Annotated in this window: 17 protein-coding genes; 8 read left to right on the top strand and 9 right to left on the bottom strand. The window is 69.2% G+C overall.

The window, feature by feature from the left end:
- The first annotated feature begins 1,469 nt into the window (after positions 1–1,469).
- On the top strand, positions 1,470–2,081 hold the full coding sequence (locus ABH940_RS17810) for a chloramphenicol phosphotransferase (RefSeq protein ID WP_370069980.1): 612 nt from the start codon (positions 1,470–1,472) through the stop codon (positions 2,079–2,081).
- A 42-nt stretch (positions 2,082–2,123) separates the two neighbouring features.
- Here ABH940_RS17810 and ABH940_RS17805 read toward each other — a convergent pair whose 3' ends face one another.
- Entirely contained in the window at positions 2,124–2,372 is a 249-nt protein-coding gene (locus ABH940_RS17805) for a DciA family protein (RefSeq protein WP_370105682.1), read from the bottom strand.
- Between the two features lie 368 nt (positions 2,373–2,740).
- Here ABH940_RS17805 and ABH940_RS17800 point away from each other — a divergent pair, with 368 nt between their 5' ends.
- Entirely contained in the window at positions 2,741–3,394 is a 654-nt protein-coding gene (locus ABH940_RS17800; RefSeq protein ID WP_370105673.1) for a hypothetical protein, read from the top strand.
- Between the two features lie 105 nt (positions 3,395–3,499).
- Here ABH940_RS17800 and ABH940_RS17795 read toward each other — a convergent pair whose 3' ends face one another.
- On the bottom strand, positions 3,500–3,709 hold the full coding sequence (locus tag ABH940_RS17795) for a hypothetical protein (RefSeq protein WP_370069986.1): 210 nt from the start codon (positions 3,707–3,709) through the stop codon (positions 3,500–3,502).
- Positions 3,710–4,307: 598 nt separating this feature from the next.
- On the opposite strand from ABH940_RS17795, the gene ABH940_RS17790 reads away from it, so the two are divergent.
- On the top strand, positions 4,308–4,502 hold the full coding sequence (locus ABH940_RS17790) for a hypothetical protein (RefSeq protein ID WP_370105672.1): 195 nt from the start codon (positions 4,308–4,310) through the stop codon (positions 4,500–4,502).
- Positions 4,503–4,516: 14 nt separating this feature from the next.
- Here ABH940_RS17790 and ABH940_RS17785 read toward each other — a convergent pair whose 3' ends face one another.
- The gene (locus ABH940_RS17785; RefSeq protein WP_370105671.1) at positions 4,517–4,882 is read right to left on the bottom strand and encodes a hypothetical protein; all 366 of its coding nucleotides are present in this window, start codon (positions 4,880–4,882) and stop codon (positions 4,517–4,519) included.
- A 399-nt stretch (positions 4,883–5,281) separates the two neighbouring features.
- On the opposite strand from ABH940_RS17785, the gene ABH940_RS17780 reads away from it, so the two are divergent.
- The 4 genes from ABH940_RS17780 (at position 5,282) to ABH940_RS17765 (ending at position 10,445) form a co-directional block, all read left to right on the top strand.
- Positions 5,282–5,803 carry a hypothetical protein gene (locus tag ABH940_RS17780; protein WP_370069988.1) on the top strand — a complete coding sequence of 174 codons (522 nt, stop codon included), beginning with the start codon at positions 5,282–5,284 and terminating at the stop codon, positions 5,801–5,803.
- Between the two features lie 275 nt (positions 5,804–6,078).
- A complete protein-coding gene (locus tag ABH940_RS17775) occupies positions 6,079–7,053 on the top strand; it encodes a hypothetical protein (protein ID WP_370105670.1) in 975 nt (324 codons plus the stop codon).
- A gap of 820 nt (positions 7,054–7,873) precedes the next feature.
- Positions 7,874–9,067 carry a hypothetical protein gene (locus ABH940_RS17770; RefSeq protein WP_370069992.1) on the top strand — a complete coding sequence of 398 codons (1,194 nt, stop codon included), beginning with the start codon at positions 7,874–7,876 and terminating at the stop codon, positions 9,065–9,067.
- Positions 9,068–9,338: 271 nt separating this feature from the next.
- The gene (locus ABH940_RS17765) at positions 9,339–10,445 is read left to right on the top strand and encodes a DUF6528 family protein (protein WP_370069994.1); all 1,107 of its coding nucleotides are present in this window, start codon (positions 9,339–9,341) and stop codon (positions 10,443–10,445) included.
- A 72-nt stretch (positions 10,446–10,517) separates the two neighbouring features.
- On the opposite strand, the gene ABH940_RS17760 is transcribed toward ABH940_RS17765, so the two are convergent.
- The 6 genes from ABH940_RS17760 to ABH940_RS17735 form a co-directional block, all read right to left on the bottom strand.
- On the bottom strand, positions 10,518–11,105 hold the full coding sequence (locus tag ABH940_RS17760) for a GNAT family N-acetyltransferase (protein ID WP_370105669.1): 588 nt from the start codon (positions 11,103–11,105) through the stop codon (positions 10,518–10,520).
- Positions 11,069–11,524 (bottom strand): hypothetical protein, encoded by a 456-nt coding sequence (locus tag ABH940_RS17755; RefSeq protein WP_370105668.1) that lies wholly within the window; start codon positions 11,522–11,524, stop codon positions 11,069–11,071. Before ABH940_RS17755 ends, ABH940_RS17760 begins: the two co-directional genes overlap by 37 nt.
- A 331-nt stretch (positions 11,525–11,855) precedes the next feature.
- Positions 11,856–14,057, bottom strand: coding sequence for an exo-alpha-sialidase (locus ABH940_RS17750; RefSeq protein WP_370105667.1), 2,202 nt, complete (start codon positions 14,055–14,057; stop codon positions 11,856–11,858).
- 403 nt (positions 14,058–14,460) lie between these two features.
- The gene (locus tag ABH940_RS17745; RefSeq protein WP_370105666.1) at positions 14,461–15,090 is read right to left on the bottom strand and encodes a hypothetical protein; all 630 of its coding nucleotides are present in this window, start codon (positions 15,088–15,090) and stop codon (positions 14,461–14,463) included.
- Positions 15,090–17,342 carry a helix-turn-helix domain-containing protein gene (locus ABH940_RS17740; RefSeq protein ID WP_370105665.1) on the bottom strand — a complete coding sequence of 751 codons (2,253 nt, stop codon included), beginning with the start codon at positions 17,340–17,342 and terminating at the stop codon, positions 15,090–15,092. Before ABH940_RS17740 ends, ABH940_RS17745 begins: the two co-directional genes overlap by 1 nt.
- Positions 17,335–17,676 carry a GntR family transcriptional regulator gene (locus tag ABH940_RS17735; RefSeq protein ID WP_370070002.1) on the bottom strand — a complete coding sequence of 114 codons (342 nt, stop codon included), beginning with the start codon at positions 17,674–17,676 and terminating at the stop codon, positions 17,335–17,337. The genes ABH940_RS17740 and ABH940_RS17735 overlap by 8 nt, the downstream gene beginning before the upstream one ends.
- A 223-nt stretch (positions 17,677–17,899) precedes the next feature.
- Between ABH940_RS17735 and ABH940_RS17730 the strand changes: the two genes are divergently transcribed.
- Complete coding sequence (locus tag ABH940_RS17730) at positions 17,900–18,460, top strand: hypothetical protein (protein WP_370070004.1); 561 nt, start codon at positions 17,900–17,902, stop codon at positions 18,458–18,460.
- Positions 18,461–18,530: the final 70 nt, after the last annotated feature.

Below are 18,530 nucleotides of genomic sequence, written 5' to 3'. Positions count from 1 at the left end.
GTCGAGGCTTCTTCTTCCCCATGTCTTCCATGATGGACATCCCTCCGGGGCCGTGACCCCTGATCTCGGATGTCCGTCAAAGCGGACCAACCTCAGGCATCGTCTGCGACCTGGGCCCCCTGGCCCGTGCGCACTTCTACGTCCAGATCCCAGACCAGCCAACCGGGGCGCAATGGCACCACCTATAGCTGCTACACAGGCACGTTCCCAACTGACCGTCCACGGGGAAAAGTCAGTGGCCGCTGTCACGTCGGATAGGTGCCGTCCGTCGCGCAAGCGCCCAGGGTCACGACAGGGTCTTCGACAGCAGCTCCACCTGCAGCGCTCGGCCGTTCTTCCCGGAGCCCCCCCACGCAAGCGGATGCCCCGGTGGCAGTCGCTATCGCCCTGCACATGGCAGACCGTGGCTGTCCATGCGCATCTGCGGTTGCCGACACGCAACACGCGCAGTCTCGTCTTCACGCCGTCCACCCTGCCAAGGAATAGCCAAGGACACACGATGCATCCATCCACAAGGGCGGCGCCAGCGAATACCCCCAAGGCACCGGCGACCGCCCGTTCCATTGAGACCAGCCGCTACATGCCACTAGGGTCTCGGAGAACCCTTCACTATCCGGTCCCCTGGAAGTCCCCATGCCTCGCCGATCACCGGGCGAGATCAGGTCACGGCTACCGCGACGCACCGCACGCGGCCGACCTGCAGCTATCTACCGACGGCCTCCGGTCATACGGCGGCTCTCGGCTGCTACGAATCGTCAGATCGCTGACTTCGAACGCTCCCACAGCCTGCACCCCGGGTCCGTCGCCCACGCCTTCCGGCGATGGGCCTACACCGGCCGGCGTCCGCATCGAGACCCGGCACCCCACTACGGACCTGACGACTCGAACCTGCGCAGCGGCTATCACCACGTCAGGACGCTGCTGGAGCGGGCCGCCTGTTCTCTCCGGCCCCGGGCCCGGCGAGAGCTGCGGAGGGAACTCGGACCGCTCGACGATCGCGTTATCGCCCGGACAGTCAACGACCCGTTCGCCCCGCACGACCTCCCATGGTGGAAACGACGGATCGAGACCTAACGCCCGAGTGATCGTCGAGAGCCCGTGTGTGCCGGAGCCGGAAGCTGCGGCCGAGGTGCCGTCCGTCGGCACGCACCAGCGACGGCACGCCGCGCGGGCGGGGTCGATCGTGCCTGTGTGACTGCCCGCGCTGACCGCGGATGTGCTTGCGGTGACTACCGGCAGCTCCTTTCCGCCCTGGTGGAACGCCGCACGGAGGAGGACAGGGTGATGACGTGCCAGGAGGATGGCCGTCGTACTCGGGCTGGAGCTGCGCCCGGCCAGCGTGGAAGGGGTACGGTCGAAGACGAAGCGCCTCGTGGACCGCGGCTGGGCAGCCGAGCCGGCCCCCGGCCGGTTCGCCCTCGCCGACGGGCCATCCTGCGGCGCATGAGCATCGAGACAAGGGTTCTTGTATGGATGGCAAGCCCCCACTGTGTGTGGTGATCACCGGGCCTTCCGCCGCCGGAAAGTCGACGTTGGCGGCCGCTATCCAGGAGCACGCCCGTGAGCCCCTGCTGCGCTTCGGAGTGGACGAGCTTTACCGAATGGTGCCCGGGCAGTGGGCCGGTGGCGTTGCAAATGCCCGATTCGCAGAACGCGGTTTCACCTACCAGGATGTCCCGTCCATGCCTGGGGCGCGACGGATCAACAACGGCGTCGACGCCATCGCCATGCTCCGCGCGATGAACGCGGGGATCGTGGGAATTCTCGGCGCTGGCGTCGGTGTGATCGTCGACGGTCAGGCGTTCGAGCCCGTCGTCAACACGGACCTCGAAGGCCGACTCCTCGACTTGCGTGCACGGGGGCTGGCCCGGGTCGCCTTCATCGAGCTCTCGGTCACCGACGAGCCGCTGGCTGACCGGCAGCGCCGCCACGCTCATCCGGTCGGCCTTTCACTGCATCAGAACAATCTGCCCAAGCAGGCCACCAAACCCGACCTCGTCGTCGAGACGAGCGGTATGTCGGCCGGCAAGGTGGCCGCGTTCGCGTGCCGTTGGCTCGACCAGGAGTATCCGGAGGCGTGACCGCGGGCTTACCGGTCACGCCTTGTCTCCGATCAGTGCAGATCACCACCTGATCAGGCATGATCTGCTCTGTGAACGCGACAACGTATCGGCTCCGGGCCGGTTCACGCTCGCCGACGGGCCATCCTGCGGCGCACGAAGATTCAGTGCGTTGAGCAGCACCCTTGTCAGGAGCCGTAGTTGAGTCAGCCAGGCAGTGCTGGAGACGGTCATGGTCACCAGGCCAGAGCATTCGCGGAAGGACACGACCTGCGAGTGATCGGTAGTGGCCGGTCCTGCAGCGTCTTCCAGGGGATGGCCGCAGCGCCCGTGCCAGTGTCCCAGCCGCGGTCCGCGAGCATCGCGGAGAGTACGCGCACAGCGGCAGGGGCGAGCCCGGCCGCCGACGTCCTCGCCTGCGGCTCCTCGAGTTCGAGTCCGTCCCGAGCGTAGTGACTCCAGCAGGCGTAGTAGCTCAGACCGGGACAGGGCCGCTGGGGGCCTCCGTCGTTGAACTGGCTGTTCTCAAGGGAGAGTTGCATGGTCGCTCGCCTCATGCGCAGGGAGCGAAAGCCCCCACTAGGTGTACGGGCCGGGCCCCTCCTGACGCTCTCGTACGAGACGCCCGGTTTGCCGAAGGCAGCGTTGGAGGTGTGAGGGAAGTCGTTACAGTTCCGGGCATGGACTTCCCTGAGATAGCTGCACGGCTCGCTCATGACATTCCTGAGGCACGCCGACTGGTCGCACGGCTCGAAGGTAATAGCAGCACCACGACGAAGCCGGTCTACGCCGATGTGGGGCGTTCGCTCACGTCCGCGTTGTGCCACCTCAGCGCGATCGGCATGACGCATGTCTCCAACAAGGCAGGGATGTTCACAAAACGGGCGAGGACACGGCCGTTGACCCCGGCAGAGGCCGAGCAGGTGCACAGGCTGGTCGCCGAGGTCATCGTGGTGCTCGCGCAGTTGGACAAGGCACCGGGCCGTAGCCCGGAGGTCCCGGGGTACCTTGCCGAGCTACAGCGGCTGCTCGCGCAGATCGACGCCACGTGGGGCCGCTATCAGGGCAAGGCGCAGCTGTACATCCCCTTCGCCTTGGGGAAGACCGTGCTGGCGGGCGGGGTGGAGCGGATCAGCGCAACGGCGAAGTTCCGCGGCATCACCTTCACGGGCCTGGCCGGCCAGAACTCTGATCCCGATACCCCCAAGGTGGCGCAGAAGAACCTCATGGCCAGTCTCGGCAGGGAAATCGACCGGAACGGTATCGCGTGGGAGGCGCTGCCGATCCGGCCGGCGCAGGGCCCCGCAGCCGAATTCACCGCCACCGCACGCTGACAGCTGGCGAATTGGTACGCCGCGCGGGCGCGCGGCGACGGCCCAGGCGCCTGGCAGTCCACCCCCGATGCAACCTCGGCCAGGATCGAACCGCGCCCGGCGCCGTCACTCCCGCCATGACCCCCACCATGCCTCCCCTCCGTGCTCGTCATCCCCCGCGTGACGGCTGTCGACCTCGCTCCCGCCCGCCGGGCCGCCACGGAGTCTGCGGTGACGGCGCACCATGTCACGGCTCAACACGGTGATCATCAGGAGCACCAGCACCGTCATCGGCACGACCACCACGAACAGCACGACCAGCTTGAACACCTGCACGCGCACCCCTCGGGTCAACCAGCCGTGCCGAGCAAGGCCGGGTGAACAGCATCTTCCACCGCCACCAGCGGTTCACACCCCCCGATCTCCGGTGCGCCAGCTGCGGCGCAAGAACATGCGGGTGCTGCGCTCAGGCCCCGCCAGCCGCCAGCCCTTTGGCCGGGACCCGCCGCTCAGCCCGCCCCCAGTCCACCGGATAACAGCGATGACGCTCCGCGCAGAGCCCGCCCATCTCGCACCAGGCATGAGCTGCAGCATCAGCCCCTGTCGGCCGCTCCTTCGATGACCACCAGATCGTCGCCACAGCGGACCTGGAGCCGGTCAACCCCGTCTTTACGCTCAGCGGCCACGGCCAGCGACGGCTCCCGCACACCAGCACCCGCGGCTCACTCAAGGCCACCACCAAGGTGAGCGGTCGTCAGGATGGAGCGGGGGCCAGTGCCGTACGAGGACTGACCGTGCCGATTTTCGTGCGGGGACCGCTGCGGTGCGTCGTCATGAAGCTGTTCTTGTTCCAGCACGCCCAGGACGTGTGGCCCGAGGGCGAGAGCGTGCTCCATGTGTACGTCACCCCTCAGATCGAGATCGTGAGCAGCACATGACGCTCGACCACATCAGCGATGGCCACGCGGTACTGATCACGAAGGGCGCGCGGGAGGATCTGATCGCCGCCCTCACCGAGGCACTCGCGGATTTCGCTCCCTTCGAGGTCATGGATCGTTGCTGTCGTACCACCCGGAAGTCGCTGCTTATCGAGCTCGCGCATGGTCGGCGGTGGGACGTCGAGGGGTGAACTGGCGGCGCCGTTCACATCTGCTCGCCAGTCGTGCGGACGGCGGTCTGCTGGTGTGACAGCAGTCCGGCTACGGCTTGGATCGTGTCGGTCATGTGCTCGCGGCGGGCGGTCTCCAACTCGGCGGCACGCTGGTCGAAGAGTCCCAACTGGTCGCGCAGGCTGGTGAGGACTGCGGGGCAGGGGCGCAGCGTCGCCACGTCGTGGATGCGGGGCAGGACCTGGCGGGTGATGTGGGTGGGCAGGCCGGCGCCGGCCCAAGGACGTTCGCGGCCGTGGACACCCAGCCGCTGGGCGTGCGGGGGCACACAGGTCTGCGGCGTGCAGTGGCCGGCGGGGCACACCGGGCCGGGCCGCGGGCTGTCCAGTGCCCGACTCAACGCACGGTAAATCCAGTAGGGTTGCCCTGATTCGAGTGGACTGGCTCGGTCCGTCTACGTTACCCACGATTCGAACCCGTGAGGACGCGACAACCATCCCCCGGCTGCAGCCACCTCCATCCGCTCACGCGGTTCGGCCCACCTGGGTAGCCCGCAACGCCTCACATGATCGTCCCACAGAATCGTCACATGCCCCCGCATTTGCCCAGCTCAGATCGTGCCCCGTCCCACAGAACCGTCAATTCCAGGGCCGGTCTGGACACCCCTGGCAGGCGAGCCGAAAGATCCTCGGCGTCGGTGTGGATCACCGTCACCCGCCCCGGACAGGGTCGGGATCGCAGCGCCGGAATGGCCCATGGCATCGCCACCCATCCGGTCAGCAGAAGGGTTGATGTGCAGATGAGCACTTCCTCACGACGTGGGGCGCGCCTGGCCAAGGCCGCGGTGGTGGGCGCGGTTCTCGCGGCCACGACGCTCGGGGTCGCCGGGACGGCCTCGGCCAACGGCTTGGTGACCTGGACGAACAAGGCCACCGGCGACTCCCTCGCCTACGGCACGAACTGCGGCTGCGTCTACACCGGCGCCGGCGAGGACAACACCCCGTACGGCGAGTGGTACGACTACCAGCAGCCGAACGGCACCTGGATCGAGGCGAACGACGGCGAGGGCGGCAACTGGTGCCTTGACAGCAACACCCAGTGGGACAACGGCCAGCAGGGCAACGTCTACCTGACCTCCTGCAACCCTCCCACTCCCACCAACACCTACCAGCACTGGTACGAGATCTCCACCAGCAACGGCTGGGCCCTGCGTTCCCAGCAGACCGGCCTGTACCTCGACGGCGGCAGCGGCCCAGCCAACACGGGCGTCTACACCAACGGTGCCTACGGCCTGGGCAACAACTACCAGCACTGGAGCTGACGCTCTAGCACCCCTGGCCGCCGAAGGGTCCGCTCCCGGCGGCCAGGGGCAGGCATGGTATTCCACGACGCTCCTGGGCTGGGGCTGCACCCGCCCGGTCCAGGAGCGCGAATCGGGTACAGCCCGGCGCTCCTACCGACCCAGCATCCAACGCTTCCTGGTTTCGGCCGGCCTGAGCGACCGTCATCCAGCCGCGCTGGGCTGAATGCTGTTCCCGTCCTTCGGACGGGGCAGGGCACGTTCCCCTCCACCACACGACCAGGAGCCCCTTCGCGATGCAGACCGACTCCACCCGCCCTCCCCGCAAGGAGGGAGCCGTCCGACAGCCGCTGCGCCGCAAGGCGGCCCTGATCGGTCTCGCCGTCATCGCGGCCGGGGCCGTCGCCCTGGCCCGCCTGAACCAGGCACCCGTCCCACCGGCGGCGCAGCTGAGCGCGTTCACGGTCACCCCACCGAGCGGGGTGACCGTGACCTACCGGACGAGCGGCGCTGACCTCCTGTCGGACGGCTCGATGATCCTTCCGCTGGACGCCTACGACGCCTACGCCACCGCAGGCGACGAGAATCTCGTCTTCAAGGCCGCCACCCAGATCGAGCAGTCCTGCATGCACGCCCAGGGACTCACCCTGCCGACCGGGTGGGGCGGCAACTACCTGCCCACCCCCACACCCCCGCTGGTGTACTACGGCGTCTCCACCATGGCCGACGCCGAACAGTTCGGCTACCGCATGCCCGACGCCGGCTCCGGCTCCGGCTCCGGCACTCAGCCTGCCGTCCCGCAGGCCGTCGTCAACGCCTTCCACGGATGCGCGGGCAAGGCCTACACCGCACTCGACATCACCGCGGCCAACGACGCCGGCAACGCGCTGGAGAACCTCCGCTCCAACACCCTGGACCAGGTCTTCGCCGACCCCCGCCTGCGCGCCGCCAACACCGCCTGGAGCGCCTGCATGAAGCAGGCCGGCTACACCTACCCCAACCCCCTCGCCCCCCAACACGACCGAAGCCTCCTCGGACGCGGCCTCCCCGTCCCCAAGGGCGCCACGCTCCCCCCGCCCTCCCCCTACGAGAAGCACGCAGCAGAAACCGACGTCACCTGCAAAACCCGGACCCAGTACCTGCAGACCTTTACGACGCTCTGGGCCACCTACCAGCACCAGACCATCAACAACAACACCGCCCAGCTCCAGCACATCCTCAGTGAATGGACCACCGTCCTCCAACTTGCCCGCGCCCACCAAACCCCCTGACGAAGCCTCCCGGCAGTGCAGTGCCCACTTACGGTCTGCCGCACGGGCGAGCGGCCGCGACACGTGGGCACCGGGCACCACCCCGGAGCCGGCTCGGGTCGCGAGTCTGCAACCATCGGCGCACGGCCGGGCGAATGGTGGGGCGCTGGCGCGGCCAGTTCCGTTGACAGCCCGTGCAGTTCGTCATTGGCGACTACCGCGAACAGCGAGTAGTCGGTGTGCATCAGGGTGGCCACCCGCACGAGCGCGCCCAGCTGCTCGGACGCCGCATCGCTCGTGACGGCCGATGCCTCCGTCAACCTGTCGTGGAGCTCCTGGCGGCCGATGCGCGCCAGTTCGGCCGGCAGGTGGCTCTGGGAGGGGGGGTCGTGCGAGTACAGGGTCGCGGAGTTGATACCGATGACGGAGGCGACGGCGCGGATCGAACCGGCGGCGAAACGCTCCCTGGGAGGAGCCGCCGGCAGCGGTCGCCTTCGGCGGGGAGAAGAGCTGCATCCACACACCGGCCGAAAACCACCCATGTGTTGACGTGCTGGACTGTCTTGATCGCGATTCTGTTAACGCTTTATCTTCCGGCCGTTAACGGAGCTGTGGGTTTCGCATAAGGCATTGACCGGGCTCGAGCAGGTCTGCTTCGCTACACCCCGGCCAGTGGTGCACCGCTCGCCCGATCTACCGGCACTTCCTCAAGCACGTTTCCTTATCAGCCAGTTGGCACATCCCTGTCCGCGAACCCGCGGGTCAGGGGTGCGTCGGCGCACGGGAGCCGTCCCGTCCCACCCCCTCGGACGGCCCGAAACGCAGAGAGGTACTACCTTCCATGGGTCTCCCCCACCCCCACAGCGCGAGCCGCAAGCTCCTGACCGGACTCGCCTCGCTGACCCTGATCACCGGCGGCCTGCTCATCGCGGCGCAGGCCCCTGCCGCCATGGCGGCGAACGCACCGCACGCCGCAGCGCAGGCGAACCCGTACGACCCGCAGTACCAGCACCCCTACCGGCACGGAGCGATCCCCACCCTCCAGGGGAACGCGAAGGCGCAGGGCTGGACGAAGGCCCACACCGCGGCGGCAGCGACCACCGGCCCCGAGACGCTGGCCTACGGCGGCGGCATCGACGGCATCGGCGTGAACAGCGGCCATGCCAAGGTCTACCTGGTCTTCTACGGCACCCAGTGGGGCACCGAGGGCACCGACTCCAACGGCAACGCGACCTTCACCGGCGACGCGGACCACGCCGCCTCGGCCGCACAGCAGATGTTCAAGGGCATAGGCACCAACGGCGAGACCTGGTCCGCCGACCTGACCCAGTGGTGCGACGGCCCGAACGTCGCCGCCGGCGCGACCAGCTGCCCGACCAACGCCAACTTCATCCCTTACCAGACCGGTGGCGTGCTGTCCGGCGTCTGGTACGACAACTCCGCGAAGTCCCCGTCCGCCGCCACCGGCCACCAGCTCGGCGTCGAGGCGGTCAACGCGGCTGCCCACTTCGGCAACACCACCGCCGCTGCCAACCGCAACGCCTACTACGTCATCCTCTCCCCCCACGGCGTCGACCCGGACGGCTACGAGAACCCGTCCACGGGCTACTGCGCCTGGCACGACTGGAACGGTGACACCACCCTCAGCGGCGGAGCCGTCACCTCGCCGTACGGTGACATCGCGTTCAGCAACCAGCCCTACAACATGGACTTCAAGATCAGCGGCCAGAGCGCCTGCGGCATCGACTTCGTCAACTCCGGCACTAAGGGCACGCTCGACGGCTACACCATGACCATGGGCCACGAGTGGCACGAGATGATGTCGGACATGAACCCGGCCGGCGGCTGGACCAACCAGCAGACGTCCAGCTCCTACTACCAGGAGGAGAACTCCGACGAGTGCGCCTGGCTCTCCCCCGGCACGGCGGGCGGCGCGGCGAACATCTCGTTCGGATCCTTCGGCACCTTCGCTGAGCAGTCCAGCTGGTCCAACGACACCAACAGCTGCGCCATCTCCCACGCGATCCTGCACTGACACGCATAGCGGCATTCGCGTGAAGCACACGTAGAACCGCTGGGGCAAGACTTTGAACCAGCCCTGCCCCTGCCGTGGCGGGGGTGAAGGGGGCACGCGCAGTGACCACAACCCTTCACCCCCGAACACGGCCACCAGCGGGTTTCGACCTACCGCGCCGGCAGCCGGACCGGGCGAAGCCTCAGAGCTCCCCCGGCTGCGTCCTGCGCCGCGTGTTCCCGGGCGCGTGTCACTGGCCCTCTGACACGCCTTGACGTAGTGCCATGGAGGGATGAGCCCGTCCTCCACTGGAATCCTCGTGCCCCCGCGCCAGCTTGCGGCGCCGTCACGGCGGGCCGTGATCAAGGCCGCGGCCGGTGTGATCGGCGTGAGCGGCTCGGCCGCCTTCGCGAAGGACCGGCCCTGCCGGGAGCCCGCTCGGTCGGCCCCGCGCCGTGCCAGCCGCAGCCTGATCCTTGCGGCGGACCAGGCCAGCGAGCGGGTGCTCCTGCTCGACGGCAGCAATCCGTCATGGCAGCACGTCACGCCCCGGGTGCACGACCTGGGAGCTGTCCGGGCCGCCTCCTGGTCCTGGACCCCTGTGGGCCGCACGGAGCTGAGCGTCCTGGACCCGAAACGCACCTGGAGCAATGTCAACGAGGCCAAGTACCGGCTGTGGGACGGTGAGCACTGGGTGCTGACCTGCGCATCGGGGGGCTTGGCCGCGATGGTGGCCTACCCCGGCGGGTGGGTGCGGTGGGCCGGGCTCACCGGCGCCAACGCGCACACCCTGGAGGTACTCCCTGACGGCAACATCGCGATCGCCGCCAGCGTCCAGGACTTCGTGCGGATCTACACCGCCTCCCAGTCAACGCTGTCGGCCCGCTACACGCAGTTTGACCTCGCAGGCGCACACGGTCTGCAGTGGGACCAGGCCCGGCAACTGCTCTGGGCTGCGGGCACCAACCGGCTCGTGGCCCTCGCCGTCACCGGCAGCCCGAGCCGGCCGCACATCACATTGAAGAAGTCCGTGGTCCTGCCCAACCAGGGCGCCCACGACCTGAACGCCGTCGCCTCCGCCCCGAACCTGATGTGGGTCACCACCAACAGTCACGTCTACCAGTACTCCACCCCAGGGAACGCGTTCGTTCCCTTCACCGGAGAAAAGGGCATCGACGCGCCGGGCGTGACGAGCATCAGCGACGATCCCGCAACCGGCCAGGTCCTCACCGTCGCAGCCGACGGTGCGAACCCGTGCGAGTGGTGCACCTCCACCCTCACCTTCCATCTCCCCGACGGCACGCTGCGCATCGCGAAGACCAGCCTGTACAAGGCGCGCTGGATGCCCCCGATCCCGGCCGGAAGACCGTCTCCCCTCCGTCCGCCGAAACACGCCTGACAGCAAGGCAGTAGGTGGAACAGGTGTGCCCGTCCGGGGCCGAACGCGTCGGCGCCGGTCCGCGCTGTCACGTCACGGACTTACTGACCGTTTCAGAATGTGCTGCGCCACCGACGGCGTACCGTCGGTCCGCTGGGAGACCTGGGGCCCCGCATCACACGTCGCCGCGCGTCTCGGCCCGGCGCCACTACCACCCAGCTCGGGAGTCCGGACGTAGAGCCATTTATGCCAGGGGTGGGCGTCCGGCGTATATCCGGTGCGATGCATCGCTGCCATCATCGGCTGGTTCGCAACGTCGACCAGTGAGAGCATCCTGTCGAAACCGCGTGCCCGCGCCGCGAAGCTGCCTGCGTGAATCAGTACGTCAACGTATCGCTTCCCGCGATGTTCGAGGAGGACACCGATCAGGACCAGAGTTCCCGCTTCCGGCTCGTCCGGTCGGCCGGCCACCCCGACGAATCCGACCGGTGTCCCACTCTCCGTGGCGGCCAGGAGCCATGATGGCTCGTCGACGGGCTTCGCATGGCGTTCGAGAAAGCGTTCGACCCACTCCCGAGGGGTGTGCCGGATGAGCGTGAACGCGTCGCTGCGGTCGACGAGGGTGCCGAGCAGACACCGGCCGATCAAGGTGACAAAGGGCTTCCGCCCGACCATCGACATCGGTCGCGTGGTGAGTCGCGGGACTCCGGTAGCGGCTGGCCGGTGTCCGCCCAGAGAAAACCCTCCTTCTCCTGGAACAGTTCCAGCCCGCATGCCACGGCCAAGGCCCGGCGGTCGGAGTGGTCCTTGCTGACCGCAGCACTGACGGGGAAGTAGACCGATGCACCCGCGGGAGCGCAACTGAGCGCCTCCGTCCTCACAGCCTGGGCGGCGTCCAAGCGTCCTTCGCCCCAGGAAAGCCGTGCCAGCACATACTCCGGCTGCTCGCGCTCAAAGACCTCGGCGCGACCCAGAACCACCGATGCACCGTCCGCGTTGTGACGTTGCGCCGTATAGCGCGCGATCGGCTCCAAGGTCGAACCAGGCACCACTGGCCCAGGATCGAGCGGGATCCGCCGCATGTCGAAGACCCCAGACATCAAGTCCCCTTCGCCTATCCCGGCCTACCCAAGCCGTGATCATCGGTTTTCCGTGCTCGCTCCCACGCCGCGCTGGGGCGAGTCGATCAGTCATCCTCGTCCGCGTTCACCGGTGATCGTAGAAGGCTTGGCAGTGTCGCCTCACCCCCTACGGCCGAGGGCGAGCGGCCTTTCGGAGCGCCCGGTGTACGGGTCGGGGCATCGATGGGCATCGCGATGGACATCGTGCTGATCGCCGCGGGGTGCACGTCGGAGCACCCCGCGGCCCCACTGCGGTCGGGGGGTGGGTCGCCCCCGGTTCAGGACGTGTGTGTCACGGTCCGATGGTGGTTCACGAGGCGTTCAGGGCCGTGTCGTCGATGACGAACGAGGTCTGCGCGCCGGCCTTCTCGACGCCGGTGAACTTCAGGGTCACCGTCTGGCCGGCGAACGAGTTGAGGTCGAACGAGTACTGGGTGTACCCGTTGCCCGCGTTCAGGTTGGAGTAGGTGGCCAGGGTCGTGGTCGTGGAGCCGCTGGTGACCGTGGTCTTGAGGGTGTCGACAGCGGTGGTGTTGGTCTTGCCGGTGTCGACGTGCAGCCAGAAGGAGAGACCGGCGCTGCAGCCGGCCGGGATCGCGATCGACTGCGACAGGGTGTCGGTATGGCTGCTGCCGTAGCCGTCGAGCCAGGCGTCCCAACTGCCCGAGTGGGCAGGCTCGCTGGTGGTGTCGTTGTTGAGCACGCCCGCGGTCGTGCTCCACGGGGAGGCGGTGCCGGTCTCGAAGCCGGGGTTGCCGATCTTCTGGCCGGGGCTGGTGCAACCACTGGAGCTGTTGACCGTCCAGGTGAAGGACGCCTGGCCGGAGGCCGTGCCTGAGGTGGCGGTGACAGTCACGCTGGACGTGCCGGCCGCGGTCGGGGTGCCGGAGATCAGGCCGGAGGAGGAGATCGACAGACCCGCCGGGAGACCGGTCGCCGAGTAGGTCAAGGCCGCGCCGCCCGAGTCCGTGCCGGAGATCTGCAGCGAGACCGCGGAGCCGACGGTTGAGGTCTGGCTGCCCGGGTTGGTGACGGTGACGGTGTTGCCTGTCGCGGTGCCGACGGGCAGTCCGCCGACGGGCGCGTACATCGCCATGTTGAACGTGCTGCCGCTGGGGGCCTGGGCGACGGGGATGACGGTGACGGCGTTGCCGCCGGCGAGGACGGAGGTGGAGATGTAGTCGCCGAACATCCGACCCTGGCTGGTGTTCGGCAGCCAGCCCAGTGTCATCGGGCCGGCCAGCTGTACGGGTGCGGTCCAGGTGGTGCCGCCGTCGGTGGAGGAGACGTAACCCGCGTCGAGCTGGCAGGTGCTGTCCGTACAGTTGGCGTTCGGGTAGTAGTAGTACGTCAGGCCGATCCGGGCGGTGCTGCCCGAGCTGGAGGGGTCCACGCCGATGCCCGGGGTGAAGTGGTCCGCGGTGCTGGTGGCCGCGTCGATCGGCACCCGCACCGGCGTGCTCCACGAGGTGCCGTTGGTGGAGGTCGACATGATGATGTCGTTGCTCGTGCAGCCGCTGCGGAAGCGGCAGTCGGACCACACCGTGTAGACCTTGCCGGAGGCGTCGATCTCGGCCGACGGCAGCGGGCTCTCCCGAAGGGTGTCGCGCGGGGAGGCCTGCTTGGCGATGTCGGCGGCGTCGTCGTCCAGCCCGGACACCGTGTGGTGCGAGACGGTGGCGATCTGCACGCTGGAGCCCCAACTCGCGCCGCCGTCGGTGGAAGTGAAGGCGCGCTCGGCGTTCGAGCTGGCCGAGGAGAAGGGCACGACGACGGTGCCGCTCGGCTGCACGACCGGCTGGCCGCCCAGCCCGCTAGGGCTGTCCGCCGGGCCCGACTCGGCGCCCCAGGTCTGGCCGCCGTCGGTCGAGGTGCGCATGTGCTCGATGTCGCCGGCGCCCGCGTCGTCGTACTCGGTGTAGCAGTGGCCGTAGTAGGGACTGGACGCGTGGTCGTCGCAGACCGTCCAGTTCTTGTCGTAGGACGCGCCGGTGGAGACGGCGACGGGGTTGCCCCAGGTCTGGCCGCCGTCGGTGGAGCGGCTGAGCTCCACGTCGACGTTGTTGCCGGAGGTGATGCCCAGCCAGGAGACCATCCAGACGCCGTCCTTGGCGTCGTAGGACACCGACGCGTCGCTCACCTGGCCGTAGGCGCCGCCGGTGTTCGCCGTGGTGTCGGGCATGTACCCGTGGGTCCAGGTCTGACCGCCGTCGGTCGAGGTGGCCCAACCGATATTGGACGCGCCGCCGCCGGTGACCCGGCCGACCTGGAAGGCCGAGACGATCGTGCTGCCGGAGCTGAACGTGTCCGGCTCGACCTCGGTGGCGTGCTGGGCCTGTGCGTCGGAATACGGATCGCTGCTGACCTGGGCGAGCGCGGGGGTGGTGGCGTGCGTCGCGCGGCCGTGTGAGGCCGCCGGGGCGGTGGTCGCGAGCGCGGGAGCGGCGATGGCCAACACCGCGACGAGGGCGCCGACGAGGGGTAAGGATCCTGTTCGAGCCAGTCCGGACATGTCTCTCCTGACATGCAGAGCGGTACCGGTAGGTGTCGGCGGCCGCCGACACGGGACAGGCGAATGCTGGTGCCACCCCTTCCGATGGGGGAAGAGCATCGCCATGGCGGGAACATGACATGGCATGTCGTGTCGTAATCGCGCCAGACAGTCGCACCCACGCTGACGGACCATCGGGGGCGTCCCCGTATCCACCCCGGCACCCGCGCCGCGGGCCTACAGTGCCGCGGGCCTGCCGCTCCGGTGGCCCGGGCGGGAGGTGAGGGTGCGTCACCTGGTTGGGAGCTCCGCCACCAGCAAAAGGCCCGCAAAGCCGAACAGCGCAAGGTCACCGGCATCACCCAGCGCTCCCACCACGAACCCGCGCGCCGAGAAGACACACCTGCCTGCCGTGCGGCACCGCTCAGCGCAGGTCGAAGTCGCTTTCGTCCCATTCGAAGTCGTCCGGTCCGAAGCCACCGTAGACGCCGCCGTTGAAGTAGTCCGCCAGCGCTTGGCCGATGACGGCGCGCACCCCGGCCTCGTCTTCGGCCAACGCCAGGGCCGCGGCCTGATCGCCGGTCAGGGTGACGTGGACGTCGCGGGAGCGGACGGCGTCCGAGCCGCGGATGCTGAAGGTGGTGGCGCGCCCGACGCGGGCGGTGTGGCCGGAGAAGACGCCGAGCTGCTGCAGCTGCTTGGCCTTGCGCTCGCGGCCCCGCTCAGTGGTCTGCGCACGGACCGCGTCGTTGGCCAGCCGGTCGGCCGAGGTGGTCGGGCGCGGCAGCGGCGGGCGGCCCTGCCGGGCACGGACCGCGTTCTCCTTCTCCCACCGCCGCTCGGCGGCTCGGGAGAGCTCCGGGGGCGTGCGGGTGCCCTTGATCCAGCGCTCGACGCTGCGCTGGCTCACACCGTAGGCCTGGGCCATAGCCCTGGTGGAGCCGCCGAACATCTTGTCCCGCACGTGCTCGGCCTGGGTGGTGGTCTGCACCGGGGCCTTCCGCGAGGGGAACAGCGCCTCGCGCACCCTGCCGAACATGCCCCGGCCCGCCATCAGAACCCACCGTCTTCCCGGGCGTTGGCATCGGCCTGGACGACAGGCGTGCCGTCGGTGCCGTACTGGTGGACCAGCCGGGACGGGTGCTCACGGCGCTCCATCGCCACGATCGCCTCGGCAAGCGGGATCGAGGACTCGTGCTTGTGGGAGCCGGGCGCGATGCCCAGGCGCAGCGCGCCGGGCACCGGGGAGCCGTCCTCCTTGACCGGCAGCAGCTCGATCGGTGACGGCGCGTCAGTGGCGTACAGGTAGGAGTCGACGTTGACCGCGAACGGCGCCCGGCCGGTCAGCTGGAGCGTCTTGCGCAGCCGGCGGTGAGCGGCGATACGGGCGGCGGCGATGATGTGGAACCGGATCTCGGGCCGGTAGGCCCAGGACGCGGCGACCTTCTCCAACCACGTCTGGTCGTCCAGGTGTCGGGCGGAGTCGGACCACTTCCCGATGCCGCCCTTGTAGACGTTCTTGTACAGCCCGGCCAGCGTCATCGCGTCGGCCAGCTCCGGATCCCGGCCGATGTCCTTGTGCAGGGCGTAGATCGCGAGGAACGCGTCCGCGCCGAGGCCGTCGACCAGGCCGAGGACGGCGTAGGCGCGTTTGTAGCCTGCGCGCACCCTGGCGGTCCACTCCTTCAGCATGGGCGCCGTATGCACCGACAGGTACGCCTCGGTGATCGTGCCCGGGTCGAAGCCGTACGCCTGGGTCATGTAGGCGACGGTAGGGGTGGCGTACCAGCCCGGTCCGGTCGGCGCCTGCCCGTGGAACGTCGCCGGATGCGGCAACAGCTCATCAGTCGCCACCGTAGTGAAGTCCGCCCACCACAGCCCGGCGGACTTCTCGTCCCACACCGGGCTGGTCACCAACTGAAGCGGGCCGACCGGCAGGCGCAGGGACTCGGTGACGGACAGGTAGGAGGCGCAGACATCGACCGCGACCGCGAACGGCCGCTTCACCTCATCGTCGGTGAGGGGGCGGGCCCACCACTTGTAGTCCTCCTCCTCACACACCACCCCGCCCTCGACGAGGAGCTGACGGGTCAACGGGTGCCGGGCCCCGGCCGCAGGAGCCACGCACAGGTCCCCCGCCGGGAGTGCGCCCTCACGCAGGTGGGAGGTCCACTCCCCCGTCGACTCGTCTCGCACCCACTCGATCCTCGGGCGGACCGCGTCCAGGAGCAGCATCGCGGTCGACGCCGTCGACGCGCCGGGGGCGACACCGAGGTCGGCGGTGAAGGCGCGGATCCGGCGGGCCAGAGTGAGCCCGTCCGCGCTGCCGTCCACGCCCGTTGCGAGGGGCGCGGCCAGCGCGCTGGTGGCCTGCTGGCGGGCGTCGCCCTGCCCCAGCCACGGCGCAACCAGCACCCGCAGCGAAGTGCGGGGACCGCCCGCGGACCCCTTACGACGGAAGGCGCGGAACGCCGGACCGACCTGGTCGGAGACCTCCATCCCGACAGCGGCAGCGGCCTTCGCCAGCTTCGCCTGCAGCGCCGTCAGAGCCTTCTCCGTCGACGGCAGCACGGCCGGCAGGCCGAGCGCGGTGAGCGCGCCGGCAGTCAGCACCACCGTCCCATCGCCCCCACGACCCGCCGCGTGGACCCGCTCGATCCGCAAAGGCAGGCCAGTGCCCAGCCACGCGAACAAGTCCGTCAGCCTCGCGCCCGCCGGGGCCGGGACCTGCGGCACATCCAGCACCCAGCCGTCCGGCACGACGTCCAGCGCGACCGCGGGCCACCATCGAGCAGCAGACTCGGGTGCGCTCGGTCCCGGGGTACGCGGGGCAGCGGCTCGCCCACTGGCACGGGTCGGAGCAGTACGCCGGGACGGCTCAGCAGCCTGCGTGCTCGGGCGGGACGGCTGCGCCGGGGGCGCGGTCGGCGCCGGGGGCGCGGTCGGCGTGACCGGCGCCGACTGCACCGGGTCGGCCGAGCGCTCCGGGGCCGACGTCACAGTCGGCGGGGCGGCCGGGGCGGCCGACTCCACGGAATCCGCGGCCGCAGGGTAGCGCTGGGCCAGGCCCTCCAACAGCCGCCGGTACGCCGCCAACCGGTCACCGGTCGGCTCGCTGCGCCCGGCCTCCCACGACTCCAGGGTCGCGGGACGCGTACCCAGCGCCTGCGCCACGGCCGCCACGGTCAGACCGGCGGACTCCCGCAGGCGCACCCGCTCCGCCGGGACCGGCAGCACGGTGCCCGCGTTCACGGCAGCGAGCAGCGCGTCGACGCCAGCGAACCTGCTGTCGTCACTGTCAGACATCAGGCTCCCCCTCCGCCGCGGCGACCGCGATCGTCCGGCCCGCGGCCTCCAGCGCCGCGATGGCGTCGCCGATCGCCACCTGGGCGCCACGCAACCGCTCCAGCAGCTCCTCATTCGTGGACTGCGGCAGCGCGGCCAGGAACGTCCCCTCACCCTGCGAGATCCGCAACACGCCCTCGTCGCGCAGGGCGTTGGTCGCCCTGCGGACGGTATTCAAGGACGCGTCATAGTGCCCCACAAGGGCTCCCAGATCGGGGAGTTGGTCCCCGACCCCCCACTCCCCAGCGGTAATCCGCCGACGCAGGTCGATATAGATGTCCCGATACAACGCCATAAACCAAGACTAGCAGTCTATCAAGGTCTATTCCGAGCCATGAATGCTCTGGCGAACGGTGGAATTCCCGGCCGCGACAGGCATCCTGCGCTCCCGGCACCCGGCCGCGGGCCGTGTTGACGCCAGATCAGCCGGCCTTCATCCCGTCAAGGTGACCAGGAAGCACGCCAGAACAAGACCCCCCGGGGGTTGACGCATGCGGAAACCCCCGTAGGGTTGACGCATGCGGAAACCTGTCCCGAGGGACGTCATGGGCCCCACTCCGCCGAGCAATCCCGGCGGACGCCCCGAAGTCGGCCCCAAGATCGATGTTCGCCTGCCAGTTGACACTCTCCGGCGTCTCGACGCGCGGGCTGAAGCCGCCGGCGAGTCCCGTGCCGTCACCATCCGCACCCTCATCGACGACGGCCTCGAACACCCCCGCACCCTCGCGGAGCTCGCCGCCGAACGCCCCCTCGAACTCGTCGACCAGGTCGTCGACGGCGACCGCCCCCACGGCGTCTCCGTCCACAGCAGCGGCCGCACGTTCTGGCTCTCCAGCTGCCCGGACGGATGGATCCTCGCGCACAGCAGGGACGCATACCGCATCGCCGCCTTCCAAGGCGCGGCGCTACTCGCCTACCAGCGCCTCCCCGTCAGCGAAGTGACTCCCCATCTCCGCTCCGACGAGCCCGCCTTCCCCGCCCTGATCGCCGCCGGACGGGCCATCCTCGACGACATCGGCGCACAGGAACGCCTCCTGATGCGGCACCTCGACACCATGCACTGGCCGCCCATGCTCTGACTGACGCGGGCACGCTCGGCGTCGCATGGAACAACGACAGCCGCCTCCAGAGCTGACGCTTCAACAAGTC

The organism is Streptacidiphilus sp. BW17, assembly GCF_041262485.1.
Lineage (GTDB): Bacteria > Actinomycetota > Actinomycetes > Streptomycetales > Streptomycetaceae > Streptacidiphilus.
Note: the sequence above shows the minus strand (reverse complement) of the source record. Positions and strands in the feature narration are given on the sequence as shown.